Source organism: Microbacterium sp. 05N427, assembly GCF_056397105.1.
Genome location: NZ_JBFTMT010000008.1, coordinates 1 through 16685 on the forward strand (window position 1 = coordinate 1; position 16685 = coordinate 16685).

Sequence of the window (16685 nt, forward strand, 5' to 3'; positions counted from 1 at the left end):
AGCGTGAGGGAAACGCCCGGTCACATTCCGAACCCGGAAGCTAAGCCTCACAGCGCCGATGGTACTGCAGGGGGGACCCTGTGGGAGAGTAGGACACCGCCGGACTTCCTTTAACAGAAAGGCCACCCAACGCAGGGTGGCCTTTCTGCGTTAACATGCTCAAACGGAAGGAGTCCCGACATGGCCGAAGAAGGCAAGCCCGCGCGCGACCGCAAGGATGAGGGCGCGAGGCAGCCTCGTCGCTATGTCGACGGCGACCGTTCCGACCGTTCTTTCCGCAGTGACGCCGCGCGCGGTGACCGCCCGCAGCGCAATGACAGCGATCGTCCGCGTCGTGACGGCGATCGTCCGTTCCGCCCGGCGTCGGATCGTACTGAGCGTCCGCGTCGCGATGGTGACCGTCCCTACCGTCCCGCGTCGGACCGTACCGACCGCCCGCGCCGCGATGGTGACCGTCCCTACCGTCCGGCATCGGAGCGCACCGACCGTCCGCGCCGCGATGGTGACCGTCCCTACCGTCCGGCATCGGAGCGCACCGACCGCCCGCGCCGCGATGGTGACCGTCCTTACCGCCCCGCGGCGGAGCGCACCGACCGTCCGCGTCGTGACGGGGACCGCCCCTATCGACCTGCAGCGGAGCGCTCTGACCGTCCCTACCGTGCCGGTGGGGATGATCGCCCGCGCCGCGATAGTGATCGTCCGTACCGTGCCGGTGGGGATGACCGCCCGCGTCGCGATGGTGACCGTCCGTACCGCCCTGCAGCGGAGCGCACCGACCGTCCGCGTCGTGACGGCGATCGTCCGTACCGTCCCGCGGGCGACCGTCCGTACCGCCCCGCGGCGGAGCGCACCGATCGCCCGCGTCGCGATGGCGACCGTCCGTACCGTGCCGGTGGGGACGACCGCGCGCGCCGCGACGGGGATCGTCCTTACCGTTCTGGTGGCGATGACCGCGCGCGCCGCGATGGCGACCGTCCGTTCCGCCCGGCGTCCGATCGCACCGACCGCCCGCGTCGCGATGGGGAACGCCCCTACCGCGGGGGTGACGACCGCCCCTCTTACGGGAGCGATCGGCCCCGTCGCGACACGTTCGCGGCGGACCGGCCGCGCGATCCGGAGATTCCCGATGAGGTCACGGCTCGCGATCTGCATCCTTCTGCGCGCAACGAGCTGAAGACCCTCAGCAAGGAGAACGCCGAGCAGGTCGCGCGTCACCTCGCCATGGCGGCGCAGCTCATCGATGAGGACCCCGAGCTCGCGCACCTGCATGCGCTGGCGGCGTCGCGCCGAGCAGGCCGCGTCGCGGTCGTCCGCGAGTCCGTGGCTATCACGGCTTACGCCATGGGCGACTTCGCGCTGGCGCTGCGCGAGCTCCGCACCTACCGTCGGATCTCTGGAAGCGACGACCAGATCGCGCTCATCGTCGACAGCGAGCGCGGCATGGGACGTCCCGACCGCGCGCTGGAAGAGGCGCGATCCGTCGACCGAGCTGCTCTGCCGACCGCGACGCGCGTGGCGCTGGCGATCGCGATGTCGGGTGCGCGCCTGGATCGTGGCGAGACCGAGCTGGCGCTCGGCGAGCTCGAGATCCCAGAGCTCAACCCCGACCTCGCGTTCGACTGGAGTCCTGCTCTCTTCTCGGCCCGTGCCGCGGTGCTCGAGGACCTCGGACGCGGGGAGGAAGCCGCGTTCTGGCAGGAGCGCGCGGATGTGGCTTCTGCGGCGCTGGGGCACGGTGACGACGAAGAACTGATCATCGAGGACGCTTACGAGGACCTCGCCGACGAGCCGGAGAGCATCGAGATCGACAGCACCGAGCCCCGGAGCACGGAACCGGAAGAAGCGGAGCAGGTCGAAGAGGCGGAGCAGGTCGACGAAGCGGAGCAGGCCGAGGAGTCGGAGCAGCCGGAGGACGCGGAGCGGTCCGAGTGAGCCTGTTCTCCCGGGACAAGCGCACTCCGCTGTCCGATGTCGATGTGGTGCTCGCCGATCTCGACGGCGTGGTGTACGCCGGGGCCGGCGCGATCCCGCACGCGATCGAAAGCCTGAAGAAGGTCGAGGCGTCGCGGCGTCTCGGCTACATCACGAACAACGCCTCCCGCACCGATGCCTCGGTGGCCGCCCACCTGACCGAGCTCGGCCTGACGGTCGCGCCCGACGAGGTCGTCACCAGCCCGCAGGCCGCGATGCGGCTCGTCAGCAGCCTGATCCCCGCCGGATCCACGATCCTGGTCATCGGCGGGGAGGGTCTCGTCGACGAGGTACACAAGGCCGGGTTCCAGGTGACGCGCAGTGCCGATGACGCCCCCGCGGCCGTGGTCCAGGGATTCGCGCCCGAGGTGGGCTGGAAGGATCTCGCCGAGGCGGCGTTCGCTTTGAAGCTCCCCGAGGACGAGGGCGGGATCCCGTGGATCGCGACGAACACCGACTGGACGATTCCGCAGTCGCGGGGCGTCGCGCCCGGCAACGGAACCCTGGTCTCCGCGGTGCACACGGCGATCGGTCGTCTTGCGACGGTCGCGGGCAAGCCGGAGACGCCGATCTTCGAGGAGGCCGTCGCCCGGTTCGGTGCGAAGCACCCGCTGTTCATCGGCGACCGCCTCGACACAGATATCGCCGGCGCGTCCCGCGCCGGCATCGAGTCGGTCCTCGTGCTCACGGGCATCGATCGTCCCAAGCACCTCCTCGCCGCTGCCGAGGGATCGCGCCCGACGTACATCCTCGGCGATCTGCGTGAGCTGGACGAGCCGTACCCGCAGACGCAGATCAAGGGCGACACCGTCACGGTGCGAGGAGCCTCGGTCCGCGTGGACGGTCCGGACGTCACGATCCTCAGCGAGGGCGACCGCCCCATCGACCTCGTGCGCGCCGGCGCCGCCGCGATCTGGCGCACCGGCCGGCAGATCTTCGGCTTCCGTGTGCCGGAACGACTGTACGCGGATCCGTTCCACCGCCCGTAATCCGTCGGAACGGCGCCCTCTCGCCGTAGGCTGAGGGGGTGAGCGAGAACACGGAACCGGATCCTTCGGACGGGCTCTGGAGTCGGCTGCGTCTGATCGAGGGGCAGCCGCTGGATTCTCGCGCCGCCGCGTATCAGGCGCTGCACGACGACGTGGCGCGTCGGCTGGAGAGCGCTCCGCGCGACGCCTCGTCCGCGCAGTCGGGTACCGACCGCGGATGACGGCCCGCCTGGATGCCGCTCTCGCGGAACGCGGCCTCGCCCGCTCGCGGACACACGCGGCGACCCTCATCGACGGCGGCCTCGTCACCGTCAACGGGAAGCCCGTGGTCAAGGCCTCCACCAAGGTCGAGGACGGCGACGCGATCGACGTGGCCGGCATCGACCACTACGTCAGCCGCGGTGCGCACAAGCTCATCGCCGCGCTGGACGGATTCGGCCTCGACCCTGCGGGGCGGCTGGCCCTGGACATGGGCGCGTCCACAGGCGGCTTCACTCAGGTCCTGCGCGAGCGCGGCGCGCGCCGCGTGCTCGCGGTCGATGTGGGGCATGATCAGCTCGCACCGTCGATCCGCCTGGATCCCGATGTGGTGGCCGTGGAGGGGTTCAACGTCCGCCACATGGACGCGGAGGTCTTGGCCACGGCGACGGGGGAGAGCGCGCGGCCTTCGCTCGTGGTCGGCGACCTGTCGTTCATCTCGTTGGCGCTCGTGCTTCCCGCGATCGCGGCGACGGCAGAGGCGGACGCCGACGTCGTGCTGCTCGTCAAACCGCAGTTCGAAGTGGGGCGCACCGCGGTACGGGGCGGGCTCGTGACCAACCCCACGATCCGCGCCGATGCGGTCGCCCGTGTGCTGTGGAGCGCGTGGGATCAGGGATTCGGCGTCCTAGGGCTCCTCCCGTCGCCGATCCTCGGCACGCACGGCAATGCCGAATACCTGGTGCATCTGCGAGCGGGGGATCGGGCCCGCGGTGGCGGAGGCAATCCGACAGAATGGATGAGCACGATCGACGAGATGGCAGGAGGCCGATGAACGAGCGCAGGATCCTCGTCGTCGCACATGCGCGCCGGGACGAGACCGTGCAGGCCGCCAGACGCGTCGTCACCGCCCTCCGCGGAGCGGGCGCCCGGCCGGTCCTCTCGGCGGACGACCGCGCCGATCTGACGGCAGAGGACGACTTCTTCGCCGATATCGACCTGCTCGGAACAGACATCCCGGTCGAGGATGTCGAGCTCGCCATCGTGCTGGGCGGCGACGGCACCATCCTGCGCGCGGCGGAACTCGTCCGCGAAGGGACGGCCCCGATCCTGGGCATCAACATGGGGCACGTGGGCTTCCTCGCCGAGATCGAGCGCGACGACATGGACGCCGCTGTGGCGCGCGTCATCGACCGCGACTACTCGGTCGAGGAGCGCATGGCGCTCGCCGTGCGGGTCAAGGACGCCGACGGATCCGTCGTCTACAGCACGTGGGCGCTGAACGAGGCGACGGTCGAGAAGGCAAGCCGAGAGCGCATGATCGAGGTGGTCGTCGAGATCGACGGACGCCCGCTGACGAGCTTCGGGTGCGACGGCATGGTGGTGTCGACGCCCACCGGCGCGACCGCGTACAACTTCTCGGCGGGCGGACCGGTGATCTGGCCGGGTGTCGAAGCCATCGCCGTGGTGCCGTTGTCGGCCCATGCCCTGTTCGCCAGGCCGCTCGTGGTCGCACCGGGCGCGCCGGTCGCGATCGAACTGCTGGATCGCAACGACGGGAACGCGATCCTGTGGTGCGACGGGCGGCGCTCGCACGAGCTTCCCCGCGGCGCGAGGGTCATCGTGCGCCGTTCCTCGCGTCCCGTGCGCCTCGCGCGGCTGCACCCGAGCGTGTTCACGGACCGGCTGGTGCGCAAGTTCCAGCTGCCGGTCTCGGGCTGGCGGGGTTCTGACGCATGATCGAGGAGATGCGCCTGCGCGACCTCGGCGTCATCGCCGAGGCCGTCCTGCCGATCGGGCCTGGGTTCACCGCGATCACCGGAGAGACCGGCGCCGGCAAGACCATGGTCGTGACGGGCCTCGGACTCCTGCTGGGGGCGAGAGCCGACTCGGGCGCTGTGCGAGCCGGAGCCGCACAGGCCTCGGTCGCAGGCGTGTGGATCGTGCCGAGTGCGGGATCCGTCGCCGACACCGTGGCCGATGCGGGCGGCGAGCTCGAACCCTACGACGATGAGCGCGGCGAGCTGTACGTCTCCCGCACGCTCACCGCGGAGGGGCGCAGCCGCGCGAGCGTCGGCGGCCGCGCCGCGCCGGCCGGCGTGCTGGCCGACCTCGCCGACGACCTCGTCGTCGTGCACGGACAGTCCGAGCAGCTGCGCCTGCGGTCCGCAGCCGCGCAGCGGGACGCTCTGGATCGCTTCGGCGGATCCGCCCTGGCGCTCGTGCGAGCAGACTACGAGGGCGCATGGGAGCGCTGGCGCACTCTGTCCGCCCAGCTCGACGAGATCAGCGGCAATCAGGAGCGGCGGCGCAGAGAGGCCGAGGACCTGCGCGAGGCACTGGAGCTCATCGAGGCGACCGATCCGCAGCCGGGGGAGGACGACGCTCTCACCGAGCGCGCCGAACGGCTCGCGAACGCCGAGGAGCTGCGCCAGTCCGCCGCGATCGCCCGTGCGGCTCTCTCCGATGAGGACGGCGACAACGACATCACGACGCTGGCAGCCGAGGCGCGGCGTTCCCTGGAGCGCGCGGGCGATCCGGAGCTGACGGCGATCGCCGAGAGCATTGCGGAGCTCGGCTACCGCGCCACGGACATCGCCGCGCAGCTGAGCGGCTATCTCGCCGATCTCGACGAATCAGGTCCGCATGAGCTGGCCGCGGTCGAGGAGCGCCGCGCGGCCCTCGCAACCCTCGTGCGCGCCCACGGCACGCTCGACGCCGCCCTCGAGCTCTGGAACACAGGATCCGCTCGGCTCGCCGAGCTGGATGACGACTCCGACCACATCGAGCGGCTCACGGTCGAACGCGATGCAGCACGCGCGACCCTGGACGACGCTGCCGCCGCCCTCACCGCGACGCGCACCGAGGCCGCGGGCCGGCTCGGCAGTGCGGTCACGGAGGAACTGCACGCCCTCGCAATGCCGGACGCACGCCTGGTCGTCGCGGTCACCGAGGGCACCGAGAGCGCCCATGGGCGCGATGACGTCGCGATCCTCCTCGCTCCGCACCCGGGCGCGGATCCGCGATCCGTCGCGAAGAGCGCATCGGGCGGCGAACTGTCCCGCGTGATGCTCGCGATCGAGGTCGTCATCGCCGGCACGGATCCCGTCCCCACCTTCGTCTTCGACGAGGTCGATGCGGGCATCGGCGGTGCGGCCGCGATCGAGGTCGGGCGGCGCCTGGCTCGACTGGCGCGCACCTCCCAGGTGATCGCCGTCACGCACCTCGCCCAGGTCGCCGCGTTCGCGAACAACCACCTCAGCGTCGTGAAGGCCAATGACGGGCATGTCACCGCGTCCAGCGTCCGCCGCCTGGACGGCGAGGAGCGCGAGGCCGAGATGGCCCGGCTGCTCTCCGGGCTCGCCGATTCGGGTGCGGCCCTCGAACACGCCCGAGAGCTGCTCGCGCTGCGCGAGGACTGAGTCGGCCGAGGGCGCGGAACGGCCGGCCGGGCGCGTCAGCGCAGGTCTCGGACGGAGTGCCGCTCGATCAACGGCATCGGAATCCGCTCGTGGGCGAGCTCGCGCTCTCCGACGAGCATCTCGATGCCGTGACGCGCCATCTCCTCGTACGGCAGGCGCGCCGTGGTGAGCCCAGGGCGCTGGAAGCCGGCGAGCTCTTCGTCGTCGAAGGAGATCACCGAGACATCGCGCCCGACCTGAAGGCCGCGCTCGGCCATCGCCTGGTAGACGCCGAAGGCGACGTTGTCGTTGCCCGCGATGATCGCGGTGCGGTCGGGGTGGGCATCGAGCAGGCGGTGCAGGTGCGTGTAGCCCACCTCGGGGGTCCAGCCCTCGACCTGCTCGCGCACGACGTCGGCTCCCGCGCGGGCGAGGGTGTCGTCGATTCCGGAGAACCGCTCGGCGATCGTGGCCGAGCGGCGGGGATCACCGGCGACATGGGGGATCGTGCCGATGACGCCGATGCGATGGTGCCCGCGTGCGATGAGATGCTCCGCGACGACCGCCCCGGCGCCCCGCTCGTCGGGGAGGATGCTCGGATGCCCCGCGTCGGAGCGGCCGTTCACGAGCGCGACAGGGATGTCGTTGCGGATCTTGGGCACATCGATCACCCGAGCCGCCATGAGGCCGATGATCAGCCCGTCGACCCGACGGTCGGTCATCTCCTCGACCGCATCGCGGAGGTCCTCGCTGCCGCCGGTCTCGGTCATGAGGATCGTGCGGCCCCGCGATCTGGCGGCATCGAGCACGCCGCGGATCATCCCCGATGCATAACGGGTGATCGTGACCTGGTCCGAGATGAAGCCGATCGTCCCCGTCCGGCCGAGGCGCAGGCTCTGCGCGGCGGGATTCGGGCGGTAGCCGAGTTCGGCAGCCGCGGTACGCACGCGCTCTGCGGCCTCCGCCGACAGTCGCGAGCCCGGCCGGTCGTTCAGGATCATGCTCACCGCGGACTTGGACATCCCGGAACGCTCGGCGACATCCGACAGGGTGGGTCTCCGTCCGGTACGCGGCTCGGGCATGGTGACCTCCCTCTGTCGCCGCGGTGTGCGGTGCGACTCGTCCCCCTCCACGATAGCGACCGGCTCCGGCCTGCGTGCGCACGGTGCTGAATTAATTCAGCAAAACTCTTGCAGGAGCGCGTCCTGCGTTGTTAGCATGCCGTTGCTGAATCAATTCAGCACCAAGCAGAGGAGCAACGACGTGGTTGACATCTCACGACGGGCAATGCTCGGAGCGGTCGGGCTGGGCATCGTCGGCACGGCGATCTCATGGCCCCGGCTCACCGGCACGGACATCCCGGGACGGGGGGACGATGCGCTGACGGTCGCGCTGCTCGGGACGGCGCAGGATGCGGCCGCCCGGCAGGGCCTCGTCGACGGTTTCCAGCGCATGCACCCGGACATCCCGGTGCGGATCGTCGCGATCCAGGGCACGGACTGGGGCGACTACTTCGCCAAGATCCTGACCATGGTCGCCGCCGGAACCTCGCCCGACGTCGTCACGGTGGCGACCGAAGGCGCGCAGCTGTTCGCCTCGCGGATGGCGCACCCCTTGGACTCGTACGTGCGCCGCGACGCGGCGGAGATGAAGGGCTATTTCGATGACGTGCACCCGTCGCTCGTCGAAGCCTTCCTCTACCAGGGCAGCCTGTTCCAGCTGCCGGACAACTTCAACGCTGCGAACGTCTACTACAGCACCAAGGCGCTGGGGCGCGCGGGGCTGGAGCGTCCGGCCGACGACTGGAGCGTGGACGACTTCTTCCGCGTGGCCCAGGCGATGAAGAAGTCGGGGCAGTCGCCGTTCCTGCCCTACTTCTGGAACAACCGGCTCTGGGGCGGYGTCGTCCCGTGGCTGTACATCAACGACACCAGCATCCTCACCGAGGAGAAGGCGACCGGCGGCGACTGGTTCTGGAAGCAGTTCTATCCGGACGAGAAGCCGCGCGGTGGCGGTTTCCTGTGGCAGAACGCGGATGCCCTCAACGACCGCACGGTCGAGAGCTTCGAGGTGCTGCAGCGCATGGTCTCCGAAGGACTCGCGGCGAACCCGGCGCAGGGCGGCGGCAACGAGCTCGTCGCGCTGTTCTCGCGCGGATCCGTGGGGATGACTCCCGCGGGCGGCTTCTGGGTGAAGGGACTCAAGGAGGCCGGATTCGCGAACGACGACTACGACGTGTCCTTCTTCCCCAAGATGCGCAGTCAGCGGCACCAGTTCGGCGCCGCCGGCTACGCCATCATGGAGACTTCGCGGCGCAAGGACGAGGCCTGGGAATGGCTGAAGTACTGCGTGTCGGTCGAAGGGATGCGCATCGCGCACCCGCAGCCTGATTCGTCGCTCACCCGCCGCTCGCTCAACGACGAGCTCTACGGAGCGGGCGTCGGCCCCGCGCACTGGAAGGTCTTCTACGACACCCTCGACCGGTTCCCGACCACCGGTCCGATCCCGGCGCCGCCGCAGCAGGCGGCGGTCGAGCAGGCCCTCATCAAGAACGTCGTCGGCACCATCACCAACGGCCGCAGCGGAGTCCGCGCGGGCCTGGAGACGATGCAGCGCGACCTCGAACTCGCCCTGAAGGGACGCTGATGTCCACCACCGCCCCCGTGACCGCCCCCGCGACGTCCGCGATCACCGCACCTGGAGCCGTTCGTCCCGGCGCACCGAAACGCGGGGGAGGACGCGCACTCATCGCCGTCTTCCTCGCGCCCACCGTGATCGGCCTCGGACTCTTCAGCTTCCTGCCGATCCTCGCCTCCGTCGTCCTGGCCTTCTTCCGCTGGGACATCATCACCCCGCCCGAGTTCGTCGGCGTCGACAACTTCGTGCGGGCCGCCACCAACCCGACGATCCGCGTCTCGTTCCTCAACACGATCGGCTTCGTGGTCGTCGCGGTGGCGCTCCAGCTCGCGGTCGCGCTGCTGCTCGCGGTTCTCGTGCAGTCGAAGATGCCGCGCTGGCTGCGTGCGTTCTTCCGCTCGACGCTGTTCTTCCCGCTGATCCTCTCTGCCGCGTCGGTGTCGCTCGTGATGGCTTACCTGTTCAATCAAGAATTCGGGCTGGTGAACCAGCTCCTCGGGCTGCTCGGCGTCGGCAAGGTCGGATGGCTGACGACGGGCCTCGGTGCGAAGGTCGTCGTGCTCCTCGTCTACGTGTGGCAGAACTTCGGCTTCACGTTCCTGCTTTTCCTCGGCGGTCTCGCCGCGGTGCCGCAGGAGGTCTACGAGGCTTCCTCGATCGACGGCGCGACCGGGTGGGCGCAGTTCCGGCAGATCACCCTGCCGCTGATCAGCCCCACGATGCTGGTCGCAACGGTCATGGCGATCATCAACGCCCTGCAGATCTTCGACCAGCCCTACGTGCTCACGCGCGGCGGGCCGGGAGACGACACCCGCACCGCGGTGATGGTCATCTACGAGTCGGCCTTCCGCCAGCTCGACTTCGGCGGCGCATCCGCGATCGGCATCGTCCTGACGCTGCTGATCATGCTCGTCACGGGGATCCAGTTCCAGCTCAGCAAGCGTTTCGTCTTCTACGGGTGAGGTCAGACATGTCGACTACAGCAGTTCTCCCGCGCGGGCGCGGGTTCGCCCTCGGCCGCCTCGGCACCTTCATGGTCCTGATCGTCGCTGCGGCGCTGACCCTCGGCCCCGTCGTGTGGACGGTGATCACGGCGCTCACCCCCACGGATGCCGTGACCCATACGACCTCGTTCGGCTTCTCCGCATTCACGGACGTCTTCGCGAAGATCCCGGTCTGGCTGTACATCTGGAACAGCGTGCTCGTCACGCTCCTCATCGCGGCCGGGCAGATGCTCAGCGCGGCGATGGCCGGCTACGTCTTCGCACGCTACGAGTTCCGCGCCAAGAAGCTTCTGTTCGGCATGATCCTGGCGACGATGATGGTGCCGCTGCAGGTGATCATCGTGCCCGTGTTCATGCTCGTGCGCGGTATGGGCCTCGCGGACACGCTGCTGGCGCTCATCATCCCTGCGCTCCCGACGGCATTCGGCACGTTCTTGATGAGGCAGTACTTCATGGGCCTGCCCACGGAGCTCGGCGAGGCCGCCCAGCTCGACGGCGCGGGACCATGGCGCACGTTCTTCCGCGTCTACCTGCCGCTGGCGACGCCGGGTCTGGCGATCGTCGGGATCCTCGCGTTCAACTATCACTGGAACGAGTTCTTCCGCCCGCTCATCCTGACCATCAGTGACCAGAACTTCACGCTGCCGCTCGGACTCGTCACCCTGCAGGGCAACCTCGGCACCGGGAGCGTGTCGACGGTCCTCGCCGGGGTCGTGATCTCGATGATCCCCGCCTTGATCGTGTTCATCTTCGGGCAGAAGCCGCTGCGCGAGGGACTGACCGCCGGAACCGGGAAATGAGGACGATGCACTTCCGCCCTGCACGCAACTGGATGAACGACCCGAACGGGCTCGTGTTCCACGATGGTCGATACCACCTGTACTTCCAGTACAACCCCGAGGGTGCGACCCACGGATTCATGAGCTGGGGGCATGCATCGAGTGATGATCTCCAGCACTGGGAGGAGCATCCGGTCGCGATCCGCCACACGGACGCGCATGAGATCTTCTCGGGCTCCGTCGTGTTCGACGAGCACGACACCAGTGGCCTCGGCACGCCGGGGAACCCGCCCCTGGTGGCCGTGTTCACGCTCGCCGACCAGGTCGCGCAGCACCAGGCGCAGGGCATCGCCTCGAGCCTGGACGGCGGGCTGACCTGGCGTCGATACGAGGGCAACCCGGTGCTCGACCGGGGGTCGGCGGACTTCCGCGATCCGAAGGTGTTCCGCTACACGGGGACCGCGGGCGCGTACTGGGTGATGGTCGCGGTCGAGGCGGCAGAACGTCGCGTCGTGCTCTACCGCTCCGACGATCTGAAGACCTGGACGTACCTGTCCGACTACGGACCGCGCGGGGCGACGGGCGGCGTGTGGGAATGCCCCGACCTGTTCCCGCTCGCGGTCGACGGCGACCCCGCTGAGGTGCGCTGGGTGCTGCTGATCAGCCTCAACCCGGGTGGGATCGCCGGCGGATCCGGAACTCAGTACGTGATCGGCTCGTTCGACGGGGTGCGCTTCGTCGCCGACGCGCCGATGCCCCCGGCCTCTCCTGGCGCGGGGTGGGCGAACAGCCGTGCGCAGCTCGAGGCGTGCGACTGGCTCGACCACGGACGGGACTGCTACGCCGGGGTGACGTTCTCCGGTCTTCCCGACGAGGAGCGGATCCTCCTCGCCTGGATGAGCAACTGGGACTACGCGGGCCGGCTTCCTGTCGATGCCGGCGCCCCGCAGCGCGGTGCGATGACGATCGCGCGCCGGCTGTCCCTGGTCCGCGCGGATGGGCGGGTGCGCCTTCGTCAGGAGCCGATCGGACCGCAGACGACCGCGGTCGCCGAACTTGCGGACGTGCGGGTGGGTGGACCCGCGGAGCTGATCGACGAGCTTCCGGATCGGTGCCGGATCGACCTGAGCGTTCGTCTCGACGGCGCGGACGGATTCGTCCTGGACCTGGGCGGCACGGCGATCCTGGAGTACTCGGCGGACAGGGGTCTGCTGCGCCTGGATCGATACCCGGCCGCCGACACGATGCCGGACGGATTCGGCAGTGTCGAGGAGGTTCGGATCGGAGCGCGCGACCGCGTCGAGCTGGTCATCTGGCTCGACCGCGACTCGATAGAGGTGTTCGCAGCCGGCGGTACGCGCACGATCACCGACCTGCTGCCGGAGCGTGTCGGCGCCGGCGCGTCGATCGTCGGGCGAGGCGATAGCGTTCTCATCGAGAGGTTCGAGGTGGGCGCGGTGCGCGACCTCGTCTGCGTCGGGAGTACGGCGGACGTGAAGCGGCAGGGTTGAAGAGGCAGGCGTGAAGAGGCGGACGGCGTGACGGATCAGATCGCAGTGATCGGTGAGGCCCTCGTCGACGTCGTCGAGGGCGGCGAGACGCATCCCGGGGGATCGCCGATGAACATAGCGGTCGGGCTCGCCCGGCTCGGGCATCCCACGACCCTGCACGCGCGGATCGGGGCCGACCGGCACGGCGGCCTGATCCGCGCCCACCTGGATGAGGCCGGGGTGACGCTCGGGCCCGGCACCCTCGTGGCGGGCCCCACCTCGACGGCGATCGCGCGCGTGGACTCCGATGGCAAGGCCAGCTACGAGTTCGACATCGACTGGGACATCGTCGCGCCCGACGTGGCCGCCGCTCGGCTGGTGCACACCGGCTCGATCGGCGCGCTGAGGGAACCGGGCGCGTCGGCGGTCCTGGTAGCGCTGGAGGCGGCCGACTCCGGGACGCTCCAGACACTCGATCCCAACATCCGCCCCGACGTGATCGGTTCGCGGGACGAGGTGCTGCGCCGGGTCGCCGACCTCGCGGCGCTGTGCCAGGTGGTCAAGCTGAGCGACGAGGATGCGGCCTGGCTCGCCCCGGAAGCGGCGCTCGAGGAGGTGCTCGCCGACCTCGCCGCGCACGGCGCGAGGTTCGTGGTCGTCACCCGAGGATCGGAGGGTTGCCTCGCGCTCGTGGACGGCGTGTGGTTCGCCCGTCCGGCGCGCCCCGTCGTCGTCGCCGACACGATCGGAGCGGGCGATGCGTTCATGTCCGGGCTGCTGCATGCTCTGCTGCGCGACGGGACGGACCGTCTGCTCACGGCGGGGGAGCCCCTGACGGACGACGCGGTGCTCGCGGCCCTGGAGACGGCCCTCACCAGCGCTGCGCTGACCGTCGCCCGTGCCGGAGCGAACCCTCCGGCGTCGGCGGAACTGGACGAGGCGCTCCGCGCGTCGCGAGAGTGACTCGGGGCGATCGCGCTGATAGGATTAAAGCCCGTGATGCAGAACTCAGCCGCGCGGACAGACAACGACACCACCAAGCACATCTTCGTGACGGGCGGTGTCGTTTCCTCGTTGGGCAAGGGCCTGACGGCAGCCAGCCTCGGCAACCTGCTCACCGCCCGGGGGCTGCGCGTCGTGATGCAGAAGCTGGATCCCTACCTGAACGTGGATCCCGGCACGATGAACCCCTTCCAGCACGGTGAGGTCTTCGTCACGGATGACGGCGCCGAGACCGACCTCGACATCGGCCACTACGAGCGCTTCCTCGACATCGAGCTCAGCCAGGCCGCTAACGTCACCACCGGCCAGATCTACTCGCAGGTCATCGCCAAGGAGCGTCGTGGCGAGTACCTCGGCGACACCGTGCAGGTCATCCCGCACATCACCGACGAGATCAAGCGCCGCATGCGTCTGCAGGCCGACGAGACGCCCCGCCCCGACGTCATCATCACCGAGATCGGCGGCACGGTCGGAGACATCGAGTCGCAGCCGTTCATCGAGTCGGCGCGTCAGATCCGGCACGAGCTCGGCCGCAAGAACGTGTTCTTCGTGCACGTGTCGCTGGTGCCGTTCATGGGCGCCTCCGGCGAGCAGAAGACCAAGCCGACGCAGCACTCGGTCGCGACCCTGCGCTCGATCGGCATCCAGCCCGATGCCCTCGTGCTGCGCAGCGACCGTCCCGTCACCGATTCGAACAAGCGCAAGATCGCGCTCATGTGCGATGTCGACGAGGACGCGGTCGTGAACGCGGTCGACGTGCCCAGCATCTACGACATCCCCACGATGCTGCACGACCAGGGTCTGGACGACTACATCGTCGACGCGCTCGGTCTCGACAAGGCCGCCGATGTGGACTGGTCGCGCTGGCAGAAGGTGCTGCAGGCCGTGCACAACCCGAAGCACGAGGTCACGATCGGCCTGGTCGGCAAGTACATCGATCTGCCCGACGCCTACCTCTCGGTCACCGAGGCGCTCAAGGCCGGAGGCTTCGCGCACGAGGTCGCCGTGAAGATCCGCTGGATCCCGTCGGACTCCTGCGAGACGCCCGAGGGCGCCGCCAAGGCGTTGAGCGACCTCGACGGCATCTGCGTGCCTGGCGGCTTCGGGATCCGCGGCATCGAGGGCAAGCTGGGCGCTCTCCGTTTCGCCCGCGAGCAGGGCATCCCGACCCTCGGCCTGTGCCTGGGCCTGCAGTGCATGGTGATCGAGTACGCGCGCAACGTCGCGGACATCGCCGGCGCGTCGTCGAGCGAGTTCGACCCCGACACCGCAGAGCCTGTCATCGCGACCATGGCCGAGCAGGTCGAGATCCTCGACGGCGGCGACCTGGGCGGCACCATGCGCCTGGGGCTGTACCAGGCGGCGCTCGGCGAGGGCTCGCTCGCGGCCGAGCTCTACGGCGCCTCCGAGGCGTCGGAGCGCCACCGCCACCGGTACGAGGTGAACAACGCCTACCGCGGCCGTCTGGCGGATGCCGGGCTCTCGTTCTCGGGCCTCAACCCCGAGCTCGACCTCGTCGAGTACGTCGAGCTGCCGCGCGAGGTGCACCCGTTCTACATCGCCACGCAGGCGCACCCCGAGCTGCGCTCGCGTCCGACCGACCCGCACCCGCTGTTCCGCGGACTCGTGGGAGCCGCGATCGAGCGGCACCGCGCCAGCGAGCTGTTCGACGACGAGGACTGACGTGACGGACTCCACCACCGCGCCGCGCGACGAGCCGTACGAGCCCGAGGTGCTCTCCAGCGCCGAGGTCTATCGCGGCGCGGTGTGGGGGATCCGCGAGGACCACGTCCGCTACGGCGACGGCGAGATCGTGCGTCAGTACATCGACCACTCCGGTGCGGCCGCGGTCGTCGCGATGGACGAGGACGGCCGGGTGCTGTTGATCCAGCAATACCGGCATCCCATCCGGCAGCGCGACTGGGAGCTGCCGGCAGGGCTGCTCGACGTGGCCGGGGAGGACCCGATGGACGCCGCGCGGCGGGAGCTCGCCGAGGAGGCGGATCTCGTCGCGAGCGCGTGGGAGCCACTGATCTCGATCCAGACGACACCCGGAAGCAACTCGGAGATCGTCCACATCTATCTCGCGACGGAGCTCAGTCCCGCTGACGCGCCCTTCGCGCGGACGGACGAGGAGGCCGACATCCGGCTCGCCTGGGTGCCGTTGTCCGAGGCAGCGGACGGCGTACTGGCCGGGCGGCTGCGCAATGGGATCCTCGCCGCCGGGGTTCTCGCGGCCGAACGCCGCCTGTCGTCGACGGGGCGGCAGGGCCGCGGGGCCTGACGTGCAGCTCGACCGAGCGCTCGACGCGTATCTCAGGCACGTGACGATCGAGCGAGGGCTCGCCGAGCACACCCTTTCCGCCTATCGCCGAGACCTCGGCGGGTATCTGGCGTGGTTGGGGGAGCAGGGCATCGCCGACACCGACGGGATCTCTGCGGAGACCGTCGCCGCGTTCGCCGCCGAGCGGGCGGGCGATGAGCCGCCGCCCGCCGCGTCGAGCCTCGCCCGGCTGCAGTCCTCGGTGCGCGGATGGCATCGCTTCCTCGCCAGGGAGGGTATCGCCGAGGCGGATCCGAGCGCGCGGCTGCGTCCGCCGAAGCAGCCGCGGCGTCTGCCGAAGGCGCTCACGATCGATCAGGTCGAGCACCTCCTCGCCGCGCCCTCCGCCGAGGATCCGATCGGGATCAGGGATCGGGCGCTCCTCGAGCTGCTCTACGCCACGGGCGCCCGCGTCTCCGAGGCGGTCTCGCTGGACGTCGACGACCTCGCGCACGGCGACGTGCTGCGGCTGCGCGGAAAAGGATCCAAGGAGCGCATCGTCCCCATGGGGTCGTATGCGCGCGCGGCGGTCGACGCCTACCTCACCCGGGTGCGTCCCGCGCTCGCGGCGAGGGGGCACGCCACGGCGAAGCTGTTCCTCGGCGCACGCGGTGCACCGCTCAGCAGGCAGAGCGCGTGGCTGATCATCCGTGCGGCGGCCGAGGGCGCGGACATCACGGCGGAGGTGTCGCCGCACACGCTGCGGCACTCCTTCGCGACGCACCTCCTGCAGGGCGGCGCCGATGTCCGCGTCGTGCAGGAGCTGCTGGGGCACGCGTCGGTCGCGACCACCCAGATCTACACGCACGTCTCGGTGGACGCTCTGCTCGACGTCTACGCGACCTCGCATCCTCGGGCGCGCGGTTAATGGTTTGAAGTCAGACCATTGAC

16 protein-coding genes and 1 rRNA gene are annotated in these 16685 nt (G+C 69.9%); 15 read left to right on the top strand and 2 right to left on the bottom strand.

Features of this window, described 5'->3' with window-relative positions:
• Positions 1–105: ribosomal RNA gene (gene rrf, locus AC1DG4_RS09730) — 5S ribosomal RNA — on the top strand; the annotation flags it as partial.
• Between the two features lie 54 nt (positions 106–159).
• Here rrf and AC1DG4_RS09735 read toward each other — a convergent pair.
• A complete protein-coding gene (locus tag AC1DG4_RS09735) occupies positions 160–1215 on the bottom strand; it encodes a hypothetical protein (RefSeq protein WP_477382011.1) in 1056 nt (351 codons plus the stop codon).
• Between the two features lie 6 nt (positions 1216–1221).
• On the opposite strand from AC1DG4_RS09735, the gene AC1DG4_RS09740 reads away from it, so the two are divergent.
• Genes AC1DG4_RS09740 through recN form a run of 6 tightly spaced genes read left to right on the top strand, consistent with a single transcriptional unit; the run spans position 1222 to position 6580 of the window.
• On the top strand, positions 1222–1932 hold the full coding sequence (locus AC1DG4_RS09740; RefSeq protein ID WP_477382010.1) for a hypothetical protein: 711 nt from the start codon (positions 1222–1224) through the stop codon (positions 1930–1932).
• The gene (locus AC1DG4_RS09745; RefSeq protein WP_477382009.1) at positions 1929–2960 is read left to right on the top strand and encodes an HAD-IIA family hydrolase; all 1032 of its coding nucleotides are present in this window, start codon (positions 1929–1931) and stop codon (positions 2958–2960) included. The genes AC1DG4_RS09740 and AC1DG4_RS09745 overlap by 4 nt, the downstream gene beginning before the upstream one ends.
• A gap of 38 nt (positions 2961–2998) precedes the next feature.
• A complete protein-coding gene (locus AC1DG4_RS09750) occupies positions 2999–3181 on the top strand; it encodes a hypothetical protein (protein WP_477382008.1) in 183 nt (60 codons plus the stop codon).
• Positions 3178–3993, top strand: coding sequence for a TlyA family RNA methyltransferase (locus AC1DG4_RS09755; protein ID WP_477382007.1), 816 nt, complete (start codon positions 3178–3180; stop codon positions 3991–3993). The genes AC1DG4_RS09750 and AC1DG4_RS09755 overlap by 4 nt, the downstream gene beginning before the upstream one ends.
• Positions 3990–4898: an NAD kinase gene (locus AC1DG4_RS09760; RefSeq protein WP_477382006.1), complete on the top strand. Its 909-nt coding sequence runs from the start codon at positions 3990–3992 to the stop codon at positions 4896–4898. The genes AC1DG4_RS09755 and AC1DG4_RS09760 overlap by 4 nt, the downstream gene beginning before the upstream one ends.
• Positions 4895–6580, top strand: a complete 1686-nt coding sequence (recN, locus tag AC1DG4_RS09765) for a DNA repair protein RecN (protein ID WP_477382005.1) — start codon at positions 4895–4897, stop codon at positions 6578–6580. The genes AC1DG4_RS09760 and recN overlap by 4 nt, the downstream gene beginning before the upstream one ends.
• Positions 6581–6615: 35 nt before the next feature.
• Here the strand turns inward: recN and AC1DG4_RS09770 are convergent, their stop codons facing one another.
• A complete protein-coding gene (locus AC1DG4_RS09770) occupies positions 6616–7641 on the bottom strand; it encodes a LacI family DNA-binding transcriptional regulator (RefSeq protein WP_477382004.1) in 1026 nt (341 codons plus the stop codon).
• Positions 7642–7822: 181 nt separating this feature from the next.
• On the opposite strand from AC1DG4_RS09770, the gene AC1DG4_RS09775 reads away from it, so the two are divergent.
• Genes AC1DG4_RS09775 through xerD form a run of 8 tightly spaced genes read left to right on the top strand, consistent with a single transcriptional unit; the run spans position 7823 to position 16662 of the window.
• Entirely contained in the window at positions 7823–9205 is a 1383-nt protein-coding gene (locus AC1DG4_RS09775; protein WP_477382003.1) for an extracellular solute-binding protein, read from the top strand.
• Entirely contained in the window at positions 9205–10158 is a 954-nt protein-coding gene (locus AC1DG4_RS09780; RefSeq protein ID WP_477382002.1) for a carbohydrate ABC transporter permease, read from the top strand. The genes AC1DG4_RS09775 and AC1DG4_RS09780 overlap by 1 nt, the downstream gene beginning before the upstream one ends.
• An 8-nt stretch (positions 10159–10166) precedes the next feature.
• A complete protein-coding gene (locus AC1DG4_RS09785; RefSeq protein ID WP_477382001.1) occupies positions 10167–11000 on the top strand; it encodes a carbohydrate ABC transporter permease in 834 nt (277 codons plus the stop codon).
• On the top strand, positions 10997–12490 hold the full coding sequence (locus AC1DG4_RS09790) for a glycoside hydrolase family 32 protein (RefSeq protein WP_477382000.1): 1494 nt from the start codon (positions 10997–10999) through the stop codon (positions 12488–12490). Before AC1DG4_RS09785 ends, AC1DG4_RS09790 begins: the two co-directional genes overlap by 4 nt.
• A gap of 27 nt (positions 12491–12517) precedes the next feature.
• The gene (locus AC1DG4_RS09795) at positions 12518–13432 is read left to right on the top strand and encodes a carbohydrate kinase family protein (RefSeq protein ID WP_477381999.1); all 915 of its coding nucleotides are present in this window, start codon (positions 12518–12520) and stop codon (positions 13430–13432) included.
• Between the two features lie 36 nt (positions 13433–13468).
• Positions 13469–15154: a CTP synthase gene (locus tag AC1DG4_RS09800; RefSeq protein ID WP_477382017.1), complete on the top strand. Its 1686-nt coding sequence runs from the start codon at positions 13469–13471 to the stop codon at positions 15152–15154.
• A 1-nt stretch (position 15155) separates the two neighbouring features.
• Positions 15156–15755, top strand: coding sequence for an NUDIX domain-containing protein (locus AC1DG4_RS09805; protein ID WP_477381998.1), 600 nt, complete (start codon positions 15156–15158; stop codon positions 15753–15755).
• Between the two features lies 1 nt (position 15756).
• The gene (gene xerD, locus AC1DG4_RS09810) at positions 15757–16662 is read left to right on the top strand and encodes a site-specific tyrosine recombinase XerD (protein ID WP_477381997.1); all 906 of its coding nucleotides are present in this window, start codon (positions 15757–15759) and stop codon (positions 16660–16662) included.
• Positions 16663–16685 lie beyond the last annotated feature (23 nt).

Coding starts and splice junctions, on each gene's coding strand:
- AC1DG4_RS09740 (WP_477382010.1), top strand. CDS start 1,222: ATGGCGGCGCAGCTCATCGATGAGGACCCCGAGCTCGCGCACCTGCAT.
- AC1DG4_RS09755 (WP_477382007.1), top strand. CDS start 3,178: ATGACGGCCCGCCTGGATGCCGCTCTCGCGGAACGCGGCCTCGCCCGC.
- AC1DG4_RS09760 (WP_477382006.1), top strand. CDS start 3,990: ATGAACGAGCGCAGGATCCTCGTCGTCGCACATGCGCGCCGGGACGAG.
- recN (WP_477382005.1), top strand. CDS start 4,895: ATGATCGAGGAGATGCGCCTGCGCGACCTCGGCGTCATCGCCGAGGCC.
- AC1DG4_RS09770 (WP_477382004.1), bottom strand. CDS start 7,641: ATGCCCGAGCCGCGTACCGGACGGAGACCCACCCTGTCGGATGTCGCC.
- AC1DG4_RS09780 (WP_477382002.1), top strand. CDS start 9,205: ATGTCCACCACCGCCCCCGTGACCGCCCCCGCGACGTCCGCGATCACC.
- AC1DG4_RS09785 (WP_477382001.1), top strand. CDS start 10,167: ATGTCGACTACAGCAGTTCTCCCGCGCGGGCGCGGGTTCGCCCTCGGC.
- AC1DG4_RS09790 (WP_477382000.1), top strand. CDS start 10,997: ATGAGGACGATGCACTTCCGCCCTGCACGCAACTGGATGAACGACCCG.
- AC1DG4_RS09800 (WP_477382017.1), top strand. CDS start 13,469: ATGCAGAACTCAGCCGCGCGGACAGACAACGACACCACCAAGCACATC.